Here is a 19353-nt window from a genome sequence, read left to right as displayed (position 1 = left end):
GGCGTTGACTGTCATCGATGAGACCGCGAGCGCCCCGGCGCCCGGCGTGCCGACGGCTCCGCTGCTCGAAGTACGGGACCTGCACGTCGAGTTCCACACCCGCGACGGTGTCGCCAAGGCCGTGAACGGCGTCAACTACTCGGTGAACGCCGGGGAGACGCTGGCCGTGCTCGGCGAGTCCGGCTCGGGCAAGTCCGTGACCGCGCAGGCGATCATGGGAATCCTCGACATGCCGCCCGGCCGTATCCCGCAGGGCGAGATCCTGTTCCAGGGCCGCGACATGCTCACGATGTCCGGCGAGGAGCGGCGCAAGCTGCGCGGCCGGAAGATCGCGATGATCTTCCAGGACGCGCTGTCGTCCCTCAACCCGGTGCTGTCGGTGGGCTACCAGCTCGGCGAGATGTTCCGGGTGCACCAGGGCCTGTCCCGCAAGGCCGCCAAGGCCAAGGCGGTCGAGCTGATGGACCGGGTGCGCATCCCGGCGGCGAAGGAGCGGGTGAACGACTACCCGCACCAGTTCTCCGGCGGTATGCGGCAGCGCATCATGATCGCGATGGCGCTCGCCCTCGAACCCGACCTCATCATCGCGGACGAGCCGACGACCGCGCTCGACGTCACCGTGCAGGCGCAGGTGATGGATCTGCTGGCCGAACTCCAGCGGGAGTTCAACATGGGCCTGATCCTCATCACCCACGACCTGGGTGTGGTCGCGGACGTGGCCGACAAGATCGCGGTGATGTACGCGGGCCGGATCGTCGAGAGCTCGCCGGTCCACGAGATCTACAAGAACCCGGCGCACCCGTACACCAAAGGCCTGCTCCAGTCGATTCCCCGGCTGGACCAGAAGGGCCAGGAGCTGTACGCGATCAAGGGGCTGCCGCCCAACCTGCTGCGTATCCCGTCGGGCTGCGCCTTCAACCCGCGCTGCCCGATGGCGCAGGACATCTGCCGGACCGAGGTGCCCGTGCTGCACACGATCGGCGACGGGCGCGGCAGTGCCTGCCACTTCTGGAAGGAGACGCTCGGTGAGTGACCTCTCGAACCGGGGTGAACCCATCCTCCAGGTGCGGAACCTGGTGAAGCACTTCCCGCTGACGCAGGGCATCCTGTTCAAGAAGCAGGTCGGCGCGGTCAAGGCGGTCGACGGGATCTCCTTCGACCTCTACCGCGGCGAGACGCTCGGCATCGTCGGCGAGTCCGGCTGCGGCAAGTCCACGGTCGCCAAGCTGCTGATGAACCTCGAACAGGCCACCGCGGGCGAGGTGTTCTACAAGGGCGAGGACATCACCAAGCTGACCGGGCGCGCCCTGAAGGCCGTCCGGCGCAACATCCAGATGGTGTTCCAGGACCCGTACACCTCGCTCAACCCCCGTATGACGGTCGGCGACATCATCGGTGAGCCCTTCGACATCCACCCCGAGGTGGCTCCCAAGGGGTCGCGCCGCAAGCGTGTCGAGGACCTGCTGGACGTGGTCGGCCTCAACCCCGAGTACATCAACCGGTATCCGCACCAGTTCTCCGGCGGCCAGCGGCAACGCATCGGCATCGCACGGGGGTTGGCGCTCAACCCGGAGATCATCATCTGCGACGAGCCGGTCTCCGCGCTCGACGTCTCGGTGCAGGCCCAGGTCATCAACCTGATGGAGAAGCTCCAGGACGAGTTCACCCTCTCCTACCTCTTCATCGCGCACGACCTGTCGATCGTCCGGCACATCTCCGACCGCGTCGGCGTGATGTACCTCGGGCGGATGGCGGAGATCGGCACCGACACCGAGATCTACGAGCACCCGACCCACCCCTACACCCAGGCCCTGCTCTCGGCCGTCCCGGTCCCCGACCCGGCCGCGCGTGAGCACCGCGAGCGGATCATCCTCTCCGGCGACGTGCCCTCCCCGGCCAACCCGCCCTCCGGCTGCCGCTTCCGCACCCGCTGCTGGAAGGCCGAGTCCCGCTGCGCCGAGGAGACCCCGCTGCTGGCGATCCCCGCCCGCTTCCAGGGCGGCTCCACCCCGGCCACCCACGAGTCGGCCTGCCACTTCGCCGAAGAAAAGGACGTCGTCGGCGCCGCCTGACGATCCCCCACCCCAGAGGGGCGCCCCCCACCCCGGGGGGCGCCCCTCTCGCGCGCGTCAGGCGCGCGCGTCAGGCGCGCGCGGCCTCGCGGTCGGCTTGGCTGCGCAGGACGCAGAATTCGTTGCCCTCGGGGTCGGTGAGGACGGCCCAGCCGGTGCCGTCGGGGTTGCGGCGGTCGGTGAGGAGGGTGGCGCCGAGGGCGAGGAGGCGGTCGACCTCCTCGTCGCGGGTGGTGTCGGGCCGCAGGCACAGGTGGACGCGGTTCTTGACCGTCTTGGGCTCGGGCACCTGGTTGAAATGGAGCAGGGGGCCGTCCGCGAGGAGCACTTGGACCTCCGGGTCGCCCGGCCGGTCCTCCGGATCCAGCGGACGGCCGGTGACGCCGCTCCAGAAGAGAGCCAGGCTGTAGGCGTCCGCGCAGTCGATCGCCACGTTCTGCACTACCGAGACCATGGCCCGAGCCTTCCCGATCCCGGCGCCCGGCGCCACCGGGTATCCGCCGGACACGTCCTCGGACGGTGCCGCTCTCCCGCCGCACGGGACCGGACGGGCGAGCGGGCGCGGCCGCCTCCATTCTTGACGCGGACAGGTCACTTCGTGCGGGCCGTGACACGGCTTTCTGACAGGGCGTTGCGCCATGGCCAACGCATTGGACATGCCGACACGGAGTAGTAGAAGTGCGACTTTGGCTCTATTGCGGTGTCATGGGTGACTAAGTGTCATTTGTGATCCATGAGGAGGCACGCGATGCGCGGAGCCACGCGCTTGAAGTGGGCCGTCTGTGCGACGGCCGTCGCCCTGGCAGCCGCCGCCTGCGGCAGCAGCAGCAACAACAGCGGTGGGGGCGGCGGCGGCAGCGGCTCCGGCGTCGTGCGCGCTTCCTGGGGCGACCCGCAGAACCCGCTGGAGCCCGCCAACACCAATGAGGTGCAGGGCGGCAAGGTGCTCGACATGGTCTTCCGCGGCCTGAAGAAGTACGACCCGAAGACCGGCAAGGCGACCGACATGATCGCCGACTCGATCACCACCACCGACTCGCAGACCTTCGACATCAAGATCAAGTCTGACTGGACCTTCAGCAACGGCGAGAAGGTCACCTCCGACTCCTTCATCAACGCCTGGAACTACGGCGCGCTGCTGAAGAACGCCCAGATCAACGCGTACTTCTTCCAGTACATCGACGGGTACGACAAGGTCCACCCGGACACCGCGGGCGCCAAGTCCTCCGCGACCACGCTCTCCGGTCTGACCAAGGTCAGCGACACCGAGTTCAAGGTGAAGCTCAACCAGAAGTTCTCCACCTTCCCCGACACCCTCGGGTACTCGGCGTACTACCCGCTGCCGAAGGCGTTCTTCGACGACCACGCCGCCTGGCTGAAGAAGCCGATCGGCGACGGCCCGTACACCATCCAGTCGTACAGCAAGGGCTCGCAGATGAGCCTGCGCAAGTGGGACGGCTACAAGGGCCCGGACCCGGCCCAGAACGGCGGCGTCGACCTGCGGGTCTACACCGACAACAACACCGCCTACACCGACCTCCAGGCGGGCAACCTGGACCTGGTCGACGACATCCCGGCCTCGCAGCTCAAGAACGTCAAGAGCGACCTCGGCGACCGGTACATCAACCAGCCCGCCGGCATCATCCAGACCCTCGCCTTCCCGCTGTACAACTCGCGGTGGTCGTCCGCGAACTCCGCGAAGGTCCGGCAGGGCCTGTCGATGGCGATCAACCGCCAGCAGATCACCCAGCAGATCTTCCAGAACACCCGCACCCCGGCCACCGACTGGACCTCCCCGGTGCTGGGCGCGTCCGGCGGCTACAAGGCGGGCCTGTGCGGCGCCGAGTGCACGTACGACGCGGCCAAGGCCAAGCAGCTCATCCAGGAGGGCGGCGGCCTGCCGGGCGGCAGCATCACCATCGGCTACAACGCGGACACCGGCTCCCACAAGGAGTGGGTCGACGCGGTCTGCAACAGCATCAACAACGTGCTGGGCAACAACAAGGCGTGCGTCGGCAGCCCCACCGGCACCTTCGCCGACTTCCGCAACAAGATCGTCAACAAGCAGATGGACAACCCGTTCCGGTCCGGCTGGCAGATGGACTACCCGCTGATCCAGAACTTCCTCCAGCCGCTGTACTACACCAACGCGTCGTCCAACGACTCGCACTACAGCAACGCCAACTTCGACAAGCTGGTCAACCAGGCCAACGCCGAGACCGACACCGCCAAGGCCGTCGGCCTCTTCCAGGACGCCGAGCGCCAGCTCGTCAAGGACATGCCCGCGATCCCGCTGTGGTACCAGAACGGCAGCGCCGGGTACTCCGACAAGATCACCAACGTCGAGCTGAACCCGTTCAGCGTCCCGGTCTACAACGAGATCAAGGTCAAGTGACGTCCGCCGGAGGCCGCACCGGTAACCCGGTGCGGCCTCCGGCCGCTCCGCTTCCCGCCCCTCCCCGTCACTGCTCGGAAGGCCCTTCGGAAGGCACCGCATGGGACGCTATGTGATCCGGCGGCTGCTCCAGATGATCCCGGTGTTCATCGGCAGCACATTCCTGATCTTCCTCATGGTCTACGCGCTCGGCGACCCCGTCGCCGCGCTCTTCGGCGACCGCGCACCGGACCCCGCCACCGCTGCCCAGATCCGCTCGGACCTGCACCTGAACGACCCGCTGTGGAAGCAGTACCTGCTCTACATGGGGAACATCTTCCGCGGCGACTTCGGCACCGCCTTCAACGGGCAGTCCGTCACCTCCCTGATGGGCAGCGCCTTCCCGGTCACCATCCGGCTCACCATCGTCGCCATCATCTTCGAGATCATCATCGGCATCCTGCTCGGCGTGATCACCGGCATGCGGCGCGGCAAGCCGATCGACACCGGGGTGCTGCTGATGACCCTGGTCGTCATCTCGGTGCCCACGTTCGTGACCGGCTACGTGCTCCAGTACCTGTTCGGCGTGAAGCTCGGCTGGGTCAGCCCCTCGGTCTCGCCCAGCGCCCCGTTCAACGAACTGATCCTGCCGGGTCTGGTCCTCGCCCTGGTCTCGCTCGCGTACGTCACCCGGCTGACCCGTACCTCGATCGCCGAGAACACCCGCGCCGACTATCTGCGCACCGCCGTCGCCAAGGGCCTGCCACGCCGCAAGGTGATCTTCCGGCACCTGCTGCGCAACTCGCTGATCCCGGTGGTCACCTTCATCGGCACCGACATCGGCGGCCTGATGGGCGGCGCGATCGTCACCGAGCGCATCTTCAACATCCACGGCGTCGGCTTCCAGCTCTACCAGGGCATCCTGCGCAACAACTCGCCGACGGTGGTCGGCTTCGTCACGATCCTGGTGCTGGTCTTCCTGCTGGCGAATCTGCTAGTCGACCTGCTGTACGCGGTCCTGGACCCGAGGATTCGTTATGCCTGAACAGAGCAACCCGCTCGACCCCGGCCAGTCCGTCTCGGCCGCGGGCGGTGGCGGCGGCTTCGACCTGGCGGCGGAGGAGGCCGGGTCACTGGAGAAGGGGCCGGGGCCCGACGGCGGCGACCCCGCGGAGAAGCCGCGCAGCCTGTGGTCGGACGCCTGGCGCGACCTGCGGCGCAACCCCATCTTCATCATCGCCGCGCTGATCATCCTCTTCCTGGTGATCATCTCGATCTGGCCCGGACTGATCGCCACCCAGGACCCGCTGAAGGCCGACCTGTCCAAGGCCCAGCAGGGCGCGAGCCCCGGCCACCCCTTCGGCTACGACCAGCAGGGCCGCGACGTCTACACGCGCGTGGTCTACGGCGCCCGCGCCTCGGTCACCGTCGGCGTCTGCGCGACCCTGGGCGTGGTCCTCCTCGGCAGCGTCCTCGGCGGCCTCGCCGGGTTCTTCGGCGGCTGGTGGGACGCGGTCCTCTCCCGGATCAGCGACATCTTCTTCGGCATCCCGGTCATCCTCGGCGGCCTGGTCTTCCTGTCCGTGGTCACCAACAGCACCGTCTGGCCGGTCATCGGCTTCATGGTGCTGCTCGGCTGGCCGCAGATCGCCCGTATCGCCCGCGGCTCGGTGATCACCTCGCGGGAGAACGACTACGTGCAGGCCGCGCGGGCGCTGGGCGCGGGCAACTCCCGCATCCTGCTGCGGCACATCACGCCCAACGCCGTCGCGCCGGTCATCGTCGTCGGCACCATCGCGCTGGGTACGTACATCGCGCTGGAGGCGACCTTGTCCTACCTCGGCGTGGGCCTCAAACCGCCCACCGTCTCCTGGGGCATCGACATCTCCGACGCGTCCTCGCAGATCCGCAACGCGCCGCACATGCTGCTGTGGCCCGCGGGCGCGCTGAGCATCACCGTGCTGGCCTTCATCATGCTCGGCGACGCGGTGCGCGACGCCCTCGACCCCAAGCTGCGCTGAGGAGCCCGTACATGAGCACCGAGTACCTGGCCGCAGAACACACCAGCGCCCCGCCCAGCGGCAATCTGCTGGACGTCCACGATCTGCACGTCGAATTCCGTACCAGGGACGGGGTCGCCAAGGCGGTCAACGGCGTCACGTACTCGGTGGCCGAGGGCGAGACGCTGGCCGTGCTCGGCGAGTCCGGCTCCGGCAAGTCCGTGACCGCGCAGGCCATCATGGGCATCCTCGACTCGCCGCCCGGCTTCATCACCAAGGGCGAGATCGTCTTCCAGGGCAAGAACCTGCTGACGATGGTCGGCGAGGAGCGGCGCAAGGTCCGCGGCGCGAAGATGGCGATGGTCTTCCAGGACGCGCTGTCCTCGCTCAACCCCGTGCTCACCGTGGGGGAACAGCTCGGCGAGATGTTCACCACCCACCAGGGCATGTCGAAGAAGGACTCGCGGATCAAGGCCGTCGAGCTGATGGAACGGGTCCGCATCCCCGCCGCCGCCGAACGCGTCAAGCAGTACCCGCACCAGTTCTCCGGCGGTATGCGGCAGCGCGTGATGATCGCCATGGCGATGGCCCTGGAACCCGCGCTGATCATCGCGGACGAGCCGACGACCGCGCTCGACGTGACGGTGCAGGCGCAGGTGATGGATCTGCTCGCCGAACTCCAGCGGGAGTTCAACATGGGCCTGATCCTCATCACCCACGACCTGGGCGTCGTCGCGGACGTGGCCGACAAGATCGCCGTGATGTACGCGGGCCGGATCGTGGAGACCTCGCCGGTCCACGAGATCTACAAGCGGCCCGCCCACCCGTACACCAAGGGCCTGTTGCAGTCGATTCCGCGGCTGGACCAGAAGGGCCAGGAGCTGTACGCGATCAAGGGGCTGCCGCCCAACCTGCTGCACATTCCGCCCGGTTGCGCCTTCAACCCGCGCTGCCCGATGGCCCAGGACATCTGCCGCACCGATGTGCCCCCGCTGGCGAAGGTGAGCCCCGACCGGGCGAGCGCCTGCCACTTCTGGAAGGAGACGCTCGGTGAGTGAACAGCCCGTCATGCACAAGGACCCGGTCAAGGCGGCGCACGAGCCGATCCTCGAAGTACGCGACCTGGTCAAGCACTTCCCGCTGACCCAGGGCATCCTGTTCAAGAAGCAGATCGGCGCGGTCAAGGCCGTCGACGGTGTCTCCTTCGACCTCTTCCCCGGCGAGACGCTCGGCATCGTCGGCGAGTCCGGCTGCGGCAAGTCGACCGTCGCCCGGCTGCTGATGAACCTCGAAGTGCCCACCGCCGGACGCATCCTGTACAAGGGCGACGACATCACCAAGCTGTCGGGGCGGGCCCTGAAGGCCGTCCGGCGCAACATCCAGATGGTGTTCCAGGACCCGTACACCTCGCTGAACCCCCGTATGACGGTCGGCGACATCATCGGTGAGCCGTACGAGATCCACCCCGAGGTCGCGCCCAAGGGCGACCGGCGCAAGCGCGTGCAGGACCTGCTCGACGTCGTCGGCCTCAACCCCGAGTACATCAACCGCTATCCGCACCAGTTCTCCGGCGGCCAGCGGCAACGCATCGGCATCGCACGGGGGTTGGCGCTGCGCCCCGAGATCATCGTGGCCGACGAGCCGGTCTCCGCGCTCGACGTGTCGGTGCAGGCCCAGGTCATCAACCTGATGGGCAATCTCCAGAAGGAGTTCAACCTCTCCTACATGTTCATCGCGCACGACCTGTCGATCGTCCGGCACATCTCCGACCGGGTCGGCGTGATGTACCTCGGCAAGATCGTCGAGATCGGCGGCGACGAGGCGATCTACGAGCACCCCACGCACCCGTACACCCAGGCCCTGCTCTCGGCCGTCCCGGTCCCCGACCCGGCCGCCCGTGAGCACCGCGAGCGGATCATCCTCTCCGGCGACGTGCCCTCCCCGGCCAACCCGCCCTCCGGCTGCCGCTTCCGCACCCGCTGCTGGAAGGCCCAGGAGCGCTGCACCCTGGAGGAGCCGCTGCTGGCGGTCCCCCCGGCCTTCCGCGGCACGGCGGGCCCGGCCGAACACGACTCGGCGTGCCACTTCGCGGAGGAGAAGCAGGTCGTCCCGAACGACTGACCGCGCGCCGCGGCCGGGAGCGTGTGACGGGCGCCGGCAACGCGAGACGGTCCGTACCCGGGTGGTGCTGGGGTGTCCGGGTACGGACCGTTTCCGAGCGGAGGCTGAACTGAGCCCGGGTCAAAGGGTCTTGTCAGCCGCCTCCTCGATCGCGGCCAGCGCGGGGTCGAGGACGATGTCCTCGTCCCGCGCCGCGATCGTCGGCTCTTCGGGGAAGTGACAGGCCGTCAGGTGCCCGTCCGTGTTCCCGTCGATCTGGACCAGCGGCGGTTCGTCCGTCGCGCACTTGTCCTGCGCCTTCCAGCACCGGGTGCGGAAGCGGCAGCCGGACGGCGGGTTGATCGGCGACGGCACGTCACCGGCCAGCCGGATCCGCTCGCGGTCGTCCGCGTGGTCCACGTCCACCTCGGGCACCGCGGACAGCAGCGCGTGGGTGTACGGGTGGCGCGGGCGCAGGTAGATCGAGTCGCGGTCGCCGACCTCCACGACCTTGCCCAGGTACATCACCGCGACGCGCTGCGAGAAGTGCCGCACGATCGCCAGGTCGTGCGCGATGAACAGGAACGCGATGCCCATCTCCTCCTGCACCTTCTGCAGGAGGTTGACGACCTGGGCCTGGATCGACACGTCGAGCGCCGACACCGGCTCGTCCGCCACGATCAGCTTCGGCTTGAGGGCCAGCGCCCGTGCCACGCCGATGCGCTGCCGCTGACCGCCGGAGAACTCGTGCGGGAAGCGGTTGTAGTGCTCCGGGTTGAGACCGACGGTCTCCAGCAGCTCGCGCACGTGCTTCTCGCGCCCGCCGGGCGGGTTGATCCCGTTGATCTCCATCGGGCCGCCGATGATGGTGCCGACCGTCTGGCGCGGGTTCAGCGACGAGTAGGGGTCCTGGAAGATCATCTGGATCTCGGACCTGATCGGCGCCAGTTCCTTGCGCGAGGAGTGCGCGATCTCCTGGCCCCGGTACAGCACGCTGCCCCCGGTCGGCTCCAGCAGCCGGGTGATCAGCCGGCCGGTCGTCGACTTGCCGCAGCCCGACTCGCCCACCAGGCCGAAGCTCTCGCCGGCGTGGACCTCCAGGTCCACCCCGTCCACGGCCCTGACGGCGCCCACTTGGCGCCTGAACGGAAAGCCGCCGTAGATCGGGAAGTGCTTGGTGAGGTCCTTGACCTCCAGCAGCTTCTCGCCGACGGGCCTTTTGTCGCGCTGTTCCGGGACCGTTTCGGTCACGGTAGCGCTGGTGTCGTTGCTCATGGTGGTATGCCTGCCCCTGGTGACCGGTCAGCCCAGCCGGGGCTGAATCTTCTCGATGAATACGGACTGCCGCTGTTCCGCGGTCAGATGGCACGCGGAACCGCGACCAGCCGGCAGGTCGGGCCGCGACGTGACGCAGGTGTCGCCGCCGACCAGCGCGGGGAACTCGCAGCGCGGGTGGAACGGGCAGCCGGTCGGCGGCCTGAGCAGGCTCGGCGGAGCGCCCGGAATCGGCGTCAGCGGGTCGTCGACATTGCCGCTGAGGCGCGGCATCGAGCTGAGCAGACCCCAGGTGTACGGGTGCTGCGGCTCCTTGACGATCTCCCGCACCGAACCGCGCTCCACGGCGCGCCCGGCGTACATCACGAGCAGGTCGTCGGCGACCTTGGAGACCACACCGAGGTCGTGGGTGATCAGGATGATCGCGGACCCGAACTCCTGCTGGAGGTCCTTGAGCAGGTCCAGGATCTGGGCCTGCACGGTCACGTCGAGCGCGGTGGTCGGCTCGTCGGCGATCAGCAGATCGGGGTTGCACACCAGCGACATCGCGATCATCGCGCGCTGCCGCATACCGCCGGAGAACTGGTGCGGGTAGTCGTCCACGCGCTGCTTGGGCTGCGGGATGCCGACCTTCTCCAGCATCTCGATCGCCCGGTCCCGGCCCTCGCGCTTGCTGGCGCCCAGGTGCTTCCGGTACGGCTCCGCGATCTGCCGGCCGACCGTGTAGTACGGCGACAGGGCGGTCAGCGGGTCCTGGAAGATCATCGCCATCTTGTTGCCGCGCAGCCGCTCCAGCGTGCGGTTGCTCGCACCGGTCAGCTCCTGGCCGTCCAGGATGATCTCCCCGGCGATCTCGGTGGTCGCCGGATTGTGCAGCCCGAGGATCGACAGGTTCGTCACCGACTTGCCGGAGCCGGACTCACCGACGATGCCGAGCGTCTGGCCGCGCTCCAGGTCGAAGGAGAGACCGTCGACGGCCTTGACGGTGCCGTCCTCGGTGGAGAAGTGGACGTACAGGTCGCGTACGGACAAGAACGAGTCCGACCCGCCCTTGTGCGTGCCCTCCTCGGGCTTGGTCATGGTGGTCACTGACGTTCTCCTAGGACAGTCGCACGCGCGGGTCGATGAACGCGTAGGCGGCGTCCACGATGATGTTGAACAGGACGATCAAGGTGGCGCTGAAGAGCATCACGCCCATGAGCATGGGCAGGTCCGTCTTCATCACGGAGTCGATCGCCAGTCGGCCGAGCCCGGCGAGCTGGAAGGTGTACTCGGTGATCATCGCGCCGCCGAACAGCGAGCCGAGGTCGATACCGAGGATCGTGACGATGGGGATCAGCGAGCCACGCCAGGCGTACCGGAAGAAGACGTACGCCGACGACATGCCCTTGGCACGCGCGGTCCGTACATGTTCTTCCTGTAGCTGCTCGATCATCGTCGAGCGCGACATACGCGTGTAGTTGGCGGTGAAGATCACCGACAGCACACACCATGGGATGAGCAGTCCGTTGAACCAGGAGAGCGGATTCTGCGTGAACGGCACGTACTTGGGCTGATCCAGGATCTGGTTGTTGTAGACCAGCAGGGCCAGCACGATCGGGCCGAGGAAGTAGATCTGCATCGAGCTGAGAACCAGCGACGCGGAGCTGAAGATCTTGTCGATGAACGTGCCGCGCTTCCAGGCGGCCAGCATGCCGGAGCCGAGACCGACGAGCAGGAAGACCACGGTGCCGCCCGCGGCGAGCGAGATGGTCGTGGGCAGGCGGTTCATCAGGGTCGGCCAGACCGGCTCACTCGTGGCGAACGAGTAACCGAGGCAGGGCGCGGGGCAGTTGCCGGCACTGAACCTGTGGCCGGTGAATATCCGCACCATGTAGTTCCAGTACTGGACCGGCACCGGGTGGTCGAGACCCAGGTTGTGGTGGATCAGCGCGATGTTCTGCGGCGTGCAGTTCTTGCCGCAGGAAAGGAGCGCGGGGTCGTGCGGAATGGCGAAGAAGAGGAAGAACGTGAAGGCGCTGATGAACAAAAGAATGACCAGAGCGCCGAGCGTCCGGCGGACGAGGAATCGAAGCATGGCGGTCGCAGCTCTCAGAGGACGGCGGCGGTGGGCGGGTGATCGCACCCCAGGTGGGGCCGGGCGGCTGCCCGGCCCCACCGAAGGCCGCGAGGGTGCTTACTTCTTGACGTACAGCTTCGTCAGGTCGATGCCCGAGGTGACGTTGTTGTAGACAACGCCGCCCACCTTCGAACCGAAGATCTGGAGCTGCTTGTAGTACACAGTCGGAACACCGGGGATCACCTTGGTGGTGATGTAGGTGTTGAGCTGGAACCAGGCGTCAGCCGCTTCCTTCGGGTCCGTGATCTTCTTGATGCGGTCGATCTCGGAGTTGATGTGCGGGTCGTTCACGTGCGAGTAGTTCGGCGCCTGGTCGGCGATCGTCCGGCCGTCGAAGACCGGGGGGATCACCGTCAGGGTCGACGGCCAGTCGGCACCCCACGCGGAGGCGTAGATGTCGTACGGGTTGTCGACCTTGCCGATCAGGTCGTAGTACGTGTCCGACGGCAGTTCCTTGCGCTGGACGTTGAAGCCCGCCTGGGTCAGCGTGTTGGCGATCGCCAGGGAGTACTGCTGGCCGGCGGTGGTGTTGATGTACGCGTAGGTGATCTTCATGCCGACCTTGCCGGCGTCCGTGAGCAGCTTCTTGGCCGCCACCGGGTCACCGTCGGGCTTGGCGACCTTGCCCAGCGGGTCGGCCTTCTGGTAACCGGCGAGGGTCGGGCTGATGAAGCCGCCCGCGTACTCGGCGCCGTAGGAGGCACCGAGCGCCTGCCACACGGGCTTGGTCGGGATCGCGAGCGCCAACGCCTTGCGGATGTTGACGTCCTTGATCTTGTTCATGTTGAAGTTGATCTCACCCACGAACGGCTGGTAACCGGCCACCGTGCGCTTGTAGATCGACGGGGTGCCCACCACGGTCGGGGTGTCGTCCGGGTCGACCGCGTTCGCGAAGCTCAGCGAGGTCTGGTTGTCACCGGAGTCCGACATCAGGCGCTTGGTGGAGTCCTCGGCCTGGTGGTTGAACGTGATGTCGTACGTGTCGACGTACTGGTGACGCGCCGCGTCCGTCTTCGGGTCCCAGGCGGGGTTCTTCACCAGGGTCATGGACTTGCCGGTGTCGAAGGTCTTGATCATGTACGGACCGGACGCGACGGGCGCCTTGTCGTACTTCTCCTTGGTGTCCTTCGCGTGGTCCACCACCGAGTAGCCCGGCATCGCGAACAGGTACGGAGCGTCGGGCTCCGGGTTCGGGAAGTGGAAGACGATGGTCTTGTCGTCCGGCGTCGACAGCAGGCTGTCCGGCAGGTGCTTGCCCTTGTACGGGCCCTCCGGGAGCAGCTTGCGGAAGTCCGAGCCGCTGGTGTTGGCCAGCCACTGCTGCAGGTACTGCGGGCCGTTGGTGACGAACGGGGCGAACAGCCGCTCAACGGTCCAGCGGATGTCCGTGGCCGTGATCGGCGTGCCGTCCTGGAACTTGATCCCGTCCTTCAGCTTGAAGGTCCAGGTCTTGCCGCCGTCGGACTCCACACCGCTGTCCGTGGCGAGGTCGCCGACGACGGTGTAGTTGCCCTTGCTGTCCAGCTTGTACGTGGTCAGACCACGGTGGATCAGGGTGGCGAGCTGGCCCTCGTTGCTGACGTAGATCTGGCCCGGGTCGAGGTGCGTGTAGCTGTCGCGCTCCAGGGCGTGCAGTGTGCCGCCCTGCTCGGCGCCCGCGATGGGCTCCGCCGGTCCGGTGGAGGCCGCGGCGTCACCGAAGGTGATCTGCGACTGAAGCTGGGTCTTGCTCTTGTCCTGCTTCTGCTTGGCGTCGTTGTTCTCGCCCTTGCCGCCCCCGCCGCCGCTGCTGCAAGCGGTGAGAACCAGCGCACCGGCGGCGACCGCCACCAACGCAGCCCGGGTTCTACGCATGGAAAGGTTCATAGCGGTGAATGCACCCCTGTTCGTTGTTACCTGTTAGCTGCCTGGCTCTCCTGGTGAGAGGGGCGGCAGCCACCCCCTGTTGCTGTGCTTCCTCAGCGTGCGGTCTTCGGATCGAACGCGTCCCGGACCGAGTCCCCGAGCAGGTTGAACGCGACGATGAAGATCACCATGGCGATACCCGGGAAGAACATGTAGGTGAGGTCGTTCTGGTAGATCTCACCGGCTCTGGCGAACATCCGTCCCCAGTCGGGGGTCGGCTCCACGAGGCCGACACCGAGGAAGGACAGGCCCGCCTCGGCGGTCACGAACCCGGGCAGCATGAGCGTGCTCTGCACCAGGATCGGGGTGACCAGGTTGGGCAGCAGTTCCCGGCGGACGATGCGCCAGGGCGAGGCGCCGGTGACCCGGGCGGCCTCGATGAACTCACGCTCCCGAAGCGTGAGCACCTGGCCGCGCAGCAAGCGGGCCAGACCCATCCAGCCGAGGAACCACTGCACCACGATCAGCGCGATCACGCGGATGTAGGTGGGGGTCGCGTCGGACGGCGACACCAGAAGCGCGGTGACCACGGGCATGAAAGCGACGAAGAAGAGCTGGGCGGGGAACGCCATCAGCAGGTCGCTGATCCGGCCGATGAAGTAGTCCGTCTTGCCGCCCATGTATCCGGCGACCACACCGAGGATGATCGCGGTGATGGTGACGATGATCGTCACCGCGATGCTGATCGCCAGCGAGGTGCGGATGCCGTAGAGGAGCTGGGTGAAGACGTCGCGGCCCAGCGTGGGTTCGATGCCGAACCAGAAGTGGCTGCTGATACCGCCGTTGGGCGCGACCGGGTAGCCGAACTCGTTGAGCAGGTCCGGACTGTTCTGCCCGTAGAGAGTGTACGGGTTCTTGCCGTACAGCTTGGCGATCAAGGGAGCGAAGATCGCTATCGCGAAGAAGAACAGGACCACATAGGCCGATATGACACCGGTTCGGTCGCGCCTGAACCGCCGCCACATGAGCTGGCCCGGTGACCGCCCGACCAACTCGGGGTCCACCTTCGTGGCCGCTGCCCCCTCCTTCCCGGGGTCGCCGGGGTCACCGATCGGCTCGGTGACCGTGGTCGATGTGGAACTCGTCATCGCGATTGCCCCCGCAGCAGGAGTCTGGTCGACGCGACGGGGTTGTGCGTCGCGGGTTGAGCGGACTTTCGCAATGGAATCAACCTTCAGTCAAGGGGGGAAGGAGGGAAGAAAGCTTGTTGTTTGGCATCTTGAGCGAAGATTTTGCAGATCGTCCTCCGTACGTGCTTGACAGTGATCCAAAACATCGGGCATTTCGGATATATCCAGGCGAAGCGCGTTAACATGCGTGCAACTTAGCCGTCGCAACTCCGATATACGGACGTAGCAGTCTGAACAACGTACGGCCGTGCGGGTGCCGTAGGCCGGCCGGGCGTCGCGAGCGACCCCGGCCGGCCGCTCGTCAACTCCCCGCAGTCTCCTCCTGGTTCGCGAACCGACTGTTCCTACCCCAAGTGGCACGGGTATATCTGAGGGAACACTGGGCCATGGGGGAGAAGGCCATGCAGCAGGGTATGCAGCAGCAGTCGCCGTACGGGCAGGGGTCCGGCTTCACGCCGCCAGGTCCGGTCGGACCGCGGACACTCGCGCCGGGAGCGCGGATCGCGGGGGCGCTGATCTGCGCGGTTCTCCTCGCGGTGGAGATCGCCTGGACGGTCCGCGACATCAAGCACGTCGGATTCCACGACACGCTCTGGGCCTGGCTCGGCCTCGACCACGCCGTCTACCAGCACGCTTTGCTGGCCACCGCGGCGCTGGACGGCGTACTGCTCGTGGTCCTGCTCGGCGCCCTGGTGTGGTCCGCGCGGCCCGCCGCCGGTTGGGCCTTCGTGACCGCCGGGGTCTTCGCGTTCGGATATCGGTTGCCCGGTCTGTGGATCTTCCAGTCGGACTGGACCGCCGGGGCGCAGATGCACACCCGGGCGCTGGCCACCGCGGTCGCCTTCACGCTCGGCGGGATCGCGCTCGTGGTCATCGGCCTCGCGGGCAGGCGCCCGGTGCGGGGCGGCGCGCCGGTCGGGGATGTGCCGCTGAGCGGTGCGCCGTCGGACACCGCGCCGTCGAGCGGGCCCGGCGCCGCGCCGGTGGGGCCGCGGCGCGGAGCGGCGGTGGCCGCGGGGGTGCTGCTGGTGCTGCTCGCGATCGAGGGGGCCGGCTGGCAGATCTTCGAGACGCACAAGTACACGACGGCCAACGACTTTCCGCCGCACTTCTACCGGCACCTGCTGACCGGAGAGGGCACGCTGACCACGCTGCTCGGCATGCCGGTCGCCTACGCGGGCTGGCTGCGGGTCGTGTTCGCGCTGCTCGTCGCCTGGGTCGCCTTCGCGAAGTCGGCGGCTTCCAGGGCGCTCGGCGTCGCCTTCGGCTTCGCGGCGGTCGTCTTCTGCGTCGTCGCGCTGGACAACTGGCACAGCTACCACGAGCTGTTCGAGTTCGACCACCTGCCGCTGTATCAGAAGAGTCAGCAGGTCTTCCTGGTGGTCGAGTTGGCGGTGGGGCTGGTGGTGCTCCTGCTGCTGGCGGTGCCCGGCAGGAGTACGGACGGCCCGCGGCCGGTGCCCGCTTGGGGTCCGCCGCCGCTGGGGTACGGCGCGGCGCCGGGGTCCGTGCCCGCATCCGCGCCGGGGTCAACGCCGGGCTCGGCACCGGGTTCGGCACCGGGTTCGGCGCCCGCTCCCGGCGGCTGGGGTCAGCCGCCCCACGCGTCCCCTTATTCCCAGCCGCCTCAACAGCCGCCCGCGGGCGGGGGATTCGGCCCGCCGCCGCAGTTTCCGCCGCAGTCCCCGCCGGGCTACCCGCCGCCCCCGCCCGGCTTCCCGCGGGAGCCGGGCGGCGACGGACGCTGATCATCCGCGCGGCTGGACCTCAGTTCCTGTCCAGGCCCAGGGACCGCTTCAGGAAGTCCACTTGGAGCAGCAGCAGATTCTCCGCGACCTGCTCCTGCGGCGTCATGTGCGTGATGCCGGACAGCGGCAGCACCTCGTGCGGGCGGCCCGCGGCGAGCAGGGCGGTGGACAGCCGCAGGCTGTTGGCCACCATCACGTTGTCGTCGGCCAGGCCGTGGATGATCATCAACGGCCTGGCGGGCTCGGCGAGTTCGGTGATGCCGTCCCGCGTGACCACCGAATTCGCCTCGTACACGCCCGGCCGCTCGCCGGGCTGCCCCAGGTAACGCTCGGTGTAGTGCGTGTCGTAGAGCCACTGGTCGGTCAACGGCGCGCCCGAGACGCCCGCGTGGAAGACGTCCGGACGGCGCAGCACCGCCGCGGCGGCCAGCGTGCCGCCGAACGACCAGCCGCGAATGGCCACCCGGCCCAGATCCAGCGGATACGTCCCCGCCAGCGCGTGCAGCGCGGCGATCTGGTCGGTCAGCGACACCTCGATCAGCTTGTCCGCCATGGCCTTCTCCCAGCCGGGGGAGCGCCCCGGGGTGCCGCGGCCGTCCGCGACGATCACCGCGAAGCCCTGGTCGGCGAACCACTGCGAGACCACATGCGCGTTGTGCGCCGCCTGCACCCGTTGGCCGTGCGGGCCGCCGTACGGGTCGAGCAGCACCGGCAACGGCCCGTCGCCCTCGGTGTATCCGCTCGGCAGCAGGACGGCGGCCGGGATGCGGTCCTCGCCCGCCTCGGTCAGCCGCGCCCTGGCGGTCAGCGACGGCGTCTGCGCGTACGAGGCGATCTCCGCGATCTGCTCGCCGTCGCGCAGCACCCGCGCCGTGCGCCCCGGACGGTCCGGCGTCGCCGAGTGCAGCACCGTCACCCGCCCCGAGCGCGTCGCGGTGTGCACGCCGGGCTCGGTCGAGACGCGCTCCACGCCCCGCTCGCTCACCCGCAGCACATGCAGCTCGCCGATCTCCGGCTTGGCGGCGGCGGCGCCCGCCGACGCGGCGATCAGCACGTCCTCGTCGCCGACGTCCAGCACCGCCCGCACATGCGACTCGGGACCGGTCAGCGCCCGGTCGCCGACCATCAGCACCCGTACGTCGCCCTCGTCGGCGATCCGCACCAAGGTGCCGTCGGACGTGGTGGCGGGGACGCCGGGGAAGAGATCCAGCCAAATTCGATCTTCCTCCGTGCGCAGCGTCCGCGTCGTACCGGTCGCGATGTCCACGTTCAGGTAGAGCTGTTCGCGCTGGTCGCGGGCCTGCACCAGCAGGACCGGCGGACCGGCCGCCGACCAGTGGACGGCCGCCAGGTACGGGTAGCGCTCCCGGTCCCACTCCACGTCCACCCGGGAGCCGTCCAGGCCGAGCAGCGCGAGCGTCACCACCGCGTTGTCCGTACCGGCGGCCGGGTAGGCCACCTCGGCCGGCGGGCGCTCGGGGTGCGCCGGGTCGGAGATCCACCAGCGGCCGACCGGTGACTCGTCCACCCGCGCGGCGAGCACCGCGGAGCTGTCCGGCGCCCACCAGAAGCCGCGGCTGCGCGACATCTCCTCGGCGGCGATGAACTCCGCCAGCCCCCAGAACACCGACTCGCCGTCCGGCTCCGCCAGCGCCCTGTCGTCCGCGCCCGAGGCCGCCACGACCCGCAGCGCGCCGCCCGAGGCGTACGCCACCCACCGGCCGTCCGGCGAGGGCCGCGGATCGACCACGGGACCCGGCACCGTCAACTCCCGTGCCCCCGCGGCCCCCGGCAGCAGCCCGGCGGTGAACAGCCGCCCGGAGAGCGCGAAGGCGGCCAGCGACACCGTGTCGTCCACCGCGTAGCCCACGACGCCCGCGGAGCCCTCCCGGCTGCGCTCCCTGCGCGCCCGCTCGGCCGCCGACAGCTCCTCCTGGCCGCCGCCGAGCAGCGCCGCGGGGTCGGCCGCCGCGTACTCCGTGCCCGCGCCCTCGCCCGCCCCTTCTTCCCGCAGGTCACGGACCCACAGCAGATGTGACGGGTCGTCCCCGGCGCGGGATCTGAGGAACACCACCCGGCCGCCGTCGGGCGACACGGTGAAGGAGCGCGGGGCGCCGAGGGTGAACCGCTGCGTACGGGCGTGCTGTCGGGGGAATGAGAGCTGCGTCATATCCGTGACACTAGGCCGTACGTCCGACACTCGCCGTTCTTCCCGGGGACCGGCCGCCGCCGTACCTCCCCACCTGCGCCGGAGCACCACCGCGAGGACCGCGCCCGGTGGCTGGATCTGGTCATGCGCCCCCATGTGCTTCCGTGCCCCGACATATGCGGTGGCACGGAAAGTTATGATCAGTAGCCGTGGGTGGGTAATAAGCATGTGGCAACTGACATGACCCTGCGTACTGGGAGGTGAGCCGCTGTGGCACTCTCGATTTCGGCGGTGCTGCTGCTGCTGATCGTCGTCGTCCTGTTGATCCGCCGTTCCGGGCTCAAAGCCGGGCACGCGATCGCCTGTACGTTGCTCGGTTTCTACCTGGCGAGTTCAACCTGGGCGCCACAGATCACAGACCTCACCAACAACGTTGCGGGGATGATCTCGGACATCAAGTTCTGAGCGGCCCGTGCCGGGC

The 19353-nt window shown here is 68.3% G+C and carries 16 protein-coding genes; 9 read left to right on the top strand and 7 right to left on the bottom strand.

Annotated elements, in window-relative coordinates; genetic code table 11:
* Positions 1–4 precede the first annotated feature (4 nt).
* A complete protein-coding gene (locus ACFY9V_RS16410; protein ID WP_355348278.1) occupies positions 5–1033 on the top strand; it encodes an ABC transporter ATP-binding protein in 1029 nt (342 codons plus the stop codon).
* Entirely contained in the window at positions 996–2072 is a 1077-nt protein-coding gene (locus tag ACFY9V_RS16405; RefSeq protein WP_355348275.1) for a dipeptide ABC transporter ATP-binding protein, read from the top strand. Before ACFY9V_RS16410 ends, ACFY9V_RS16405 begins: the two co-directional genes overlap by 38 nt.
* A gap of 70 nt (positions 2073–2142) precedes the next feature.
* Here the strand turns inward: ACFY9V_RS16405 and ACFY9V_RS16400 are convergent, their stop codons facing one another.
* Complete coding sequence (locus ACFY9V_RS16400) at positions 2143–2526, bottom strand: VOC family protein (RefSeq protein ID WP_391161662.1); 384 nt, start codon at positions 2524–2526, stop codon at positions 2143–2145.
* Between the two features lie 294 nt (positions 2527–2820).
* On the opposite strand from ACFY9V_RS16400, the gene ACFY9V_RS16395 reads away from it, so the two are divergent.
* From ACFY9V_RS16395 to ACFY9V_RS16375, 5 genes are all read left to right on the top strand, one after another.
* Positions 2821–4467 carry an ABC transporter substrate-binding protein gene (locus tag ACFY9V_RS16395; RefSeq protein WP_355348269.1) on the top strand — a complete coding sequence of 549 codons (1647 nt, stop codon included), beginning with the start codon at positions 2821–2823 and terminating at the stop codon, positions 4465–4467.
* A gap of 100 nt (positions 4468–4567) precedes the next feature.
* Entirely contained in the window at positions 4568–5491 is a 924-nt protein-coding gene (locus ACFY9V_RS16390; protein WP_355348266.1) for an ABC transporter permease, read from the top strand.
* Positions 5484–6467: an ABC transporter permease gene (locus ACFY9V_RS16385; protein WP_355348263.1), complete on the top strand. Its 984-nt coding sequence runs from the start codon at positions 5484–5486 to the stop codon at positions 6465–6467. The genes ACFY9V_RS16390 and ACFY9V_RS16385 overlap by 8 nt, the downstream gene beginning before the upstream one ends.
* 11 nt (positions 6468–6478) lie before the next feature.
* Complete coding sequence (locus ACFY9V_RS16380; RefSeq protein ID WP_355348260.1) at positions 6479–7504, top strand: ABC transporter ATP-binding protein; 1026 nt, start codon at positions 6479–6481, stop codon at positions 7502–7504.
* 10 nt (positions 7505–7514) lie between these two features.
* The gene (locus ACFY9V_RS16375) at positions 7515–8567 is read left to right on the top strand and encodes a dipeptide ABC transporter ATP-binding protein (protein ID WP_355348357.1); all 1053 of its coding nucleotides are present in this window, start codon (positions 7515–7517) and stop codon (positions 8565–8567) included.
* Between the two features lie 120 nt (positions 8568–8687).
* On the opposite strand, the gene ACFY9V_RS16370 is transcribed toward ACFY9V_RS16375, so the two are convergent.
* From ACFY9V_RS16370 to ACFY9V_RS16350, 5 genes are all read right to left on the bottom strand, one after another.
* Positions 8688–9821, bottom strand: a complete 1134-nt coding sequence (locus ACFY9V_RS16370; RefSeq protein WP_391049279.1) for a dipeptide ABC transporter ATP-binding protein — start codon at positions 9819–9821, stop codon at positions 8688–8690.
* A 27-nt stretch (positions 9822–9848) separates the two neighbouring features.
* On the bottom strand, positions 9849–10910 hold the full coding sequence (locus ACFY9V_RS16365; RefSeq protein WP_391049281.1) for an oligopeptide/dipeptide ABC transporter ATP-binding protein: 1062 nt from the start codon (positions 10908–10910) through the stop codon (positions 9849–9851).
* 10 nt (positions 10911–10920) lie between these two features.
* Complete coding sequence (locus ACFY9V_RS16360) at positions 10921–11898, bottom strand: ABC transporter permease (protein ID WP_355348256.1); 978 nt, start codon at positions 11896–11898, stop codon at positions 10921–10923.
* Between the two features lie 99 nt (positions 11899–11997).
* Positions 11998–13794: an ABC transporter substrate-binding protein gene (locus ACFY9V_RS16355; protein WP_355348254.1), complete on the bottom strand. Its 1797-nt coding sequence runs from the start codon at positions 13792–13794 to the stop codon at positions 11998–12000.
* A gap of 104 nt (positions 13795–13898) precedes the next feature.
* Positions 13899–14933, bottom strand: coding sequence for an ABC transporter permease (locus ACFY9V_RS16350; protein ID WP_355348251.1), 1035 nt, complete (start codon positions 14931–14933; stop codon positions 13899–13901).
* Positions 14934–15376: 443 nt separating this feature from the next.
* Between ACFY9V_RS16350 and ACFY9V_RS16345 the strand changes: the two genes are divergently transcribed.
* Positions 15377–16723, top strand: coding sequence for a hypothetical protein (locus ACFY9V_RS16345; protein WP_391161660.1), 1347 nt, complete (start codon positions 15377–15379; stop codon positions 16721–16723).
* Positions 16724–16742: 19 nt separating this feature from the next.
* Here ACFY9V_RS16345 and ACFY9V_RS16340 read toward each other — a convergent pair whose 3' ends face one another.
* Positions 16743–18893: a prolyl oligopeptidase family serine peptidase gene (locus ACFY9V_RS16340; protein ID WP_391161659.1), complete on the bottom strand. Its 2151-nt coding sequence runs from the start codon at positions 18891–18893 to the stop codon at positions 16743–16745.
* Positions 18894–19142: 249 nt separating this feature from the next.
* Between ACFY9V_RS16340 and ACFY9V_RS16335 the strand changes: the two genes are divergently transcribed.
* A complete protein-coding gene (locus ACFY9V_RS16335; RefSeq protein ID WP_355348242.1) occupies positions 19143–19337 on the top strand; it encodes a hypothetical protein in 195 nt (64 codons plus the stop codon).
* The last annotated feature ends 16 nt before the right edge of the window (positions 19338–19353 follow it).

The organism is Streptomyces sp. NPDC008317 (genome assembly GCF_042955955.1).
Taxonomy (GTDB): Bacteria; Actinomycetota; Actinomycetes; order Streptomycetales; family Streptomycetaceae; genus Actinacidiphila.
The sequence above is the reverse complement of the archived record's forward strand: the minus strand, read 5'-3'. Positions and strand labels throughout refer to the sequence as shown.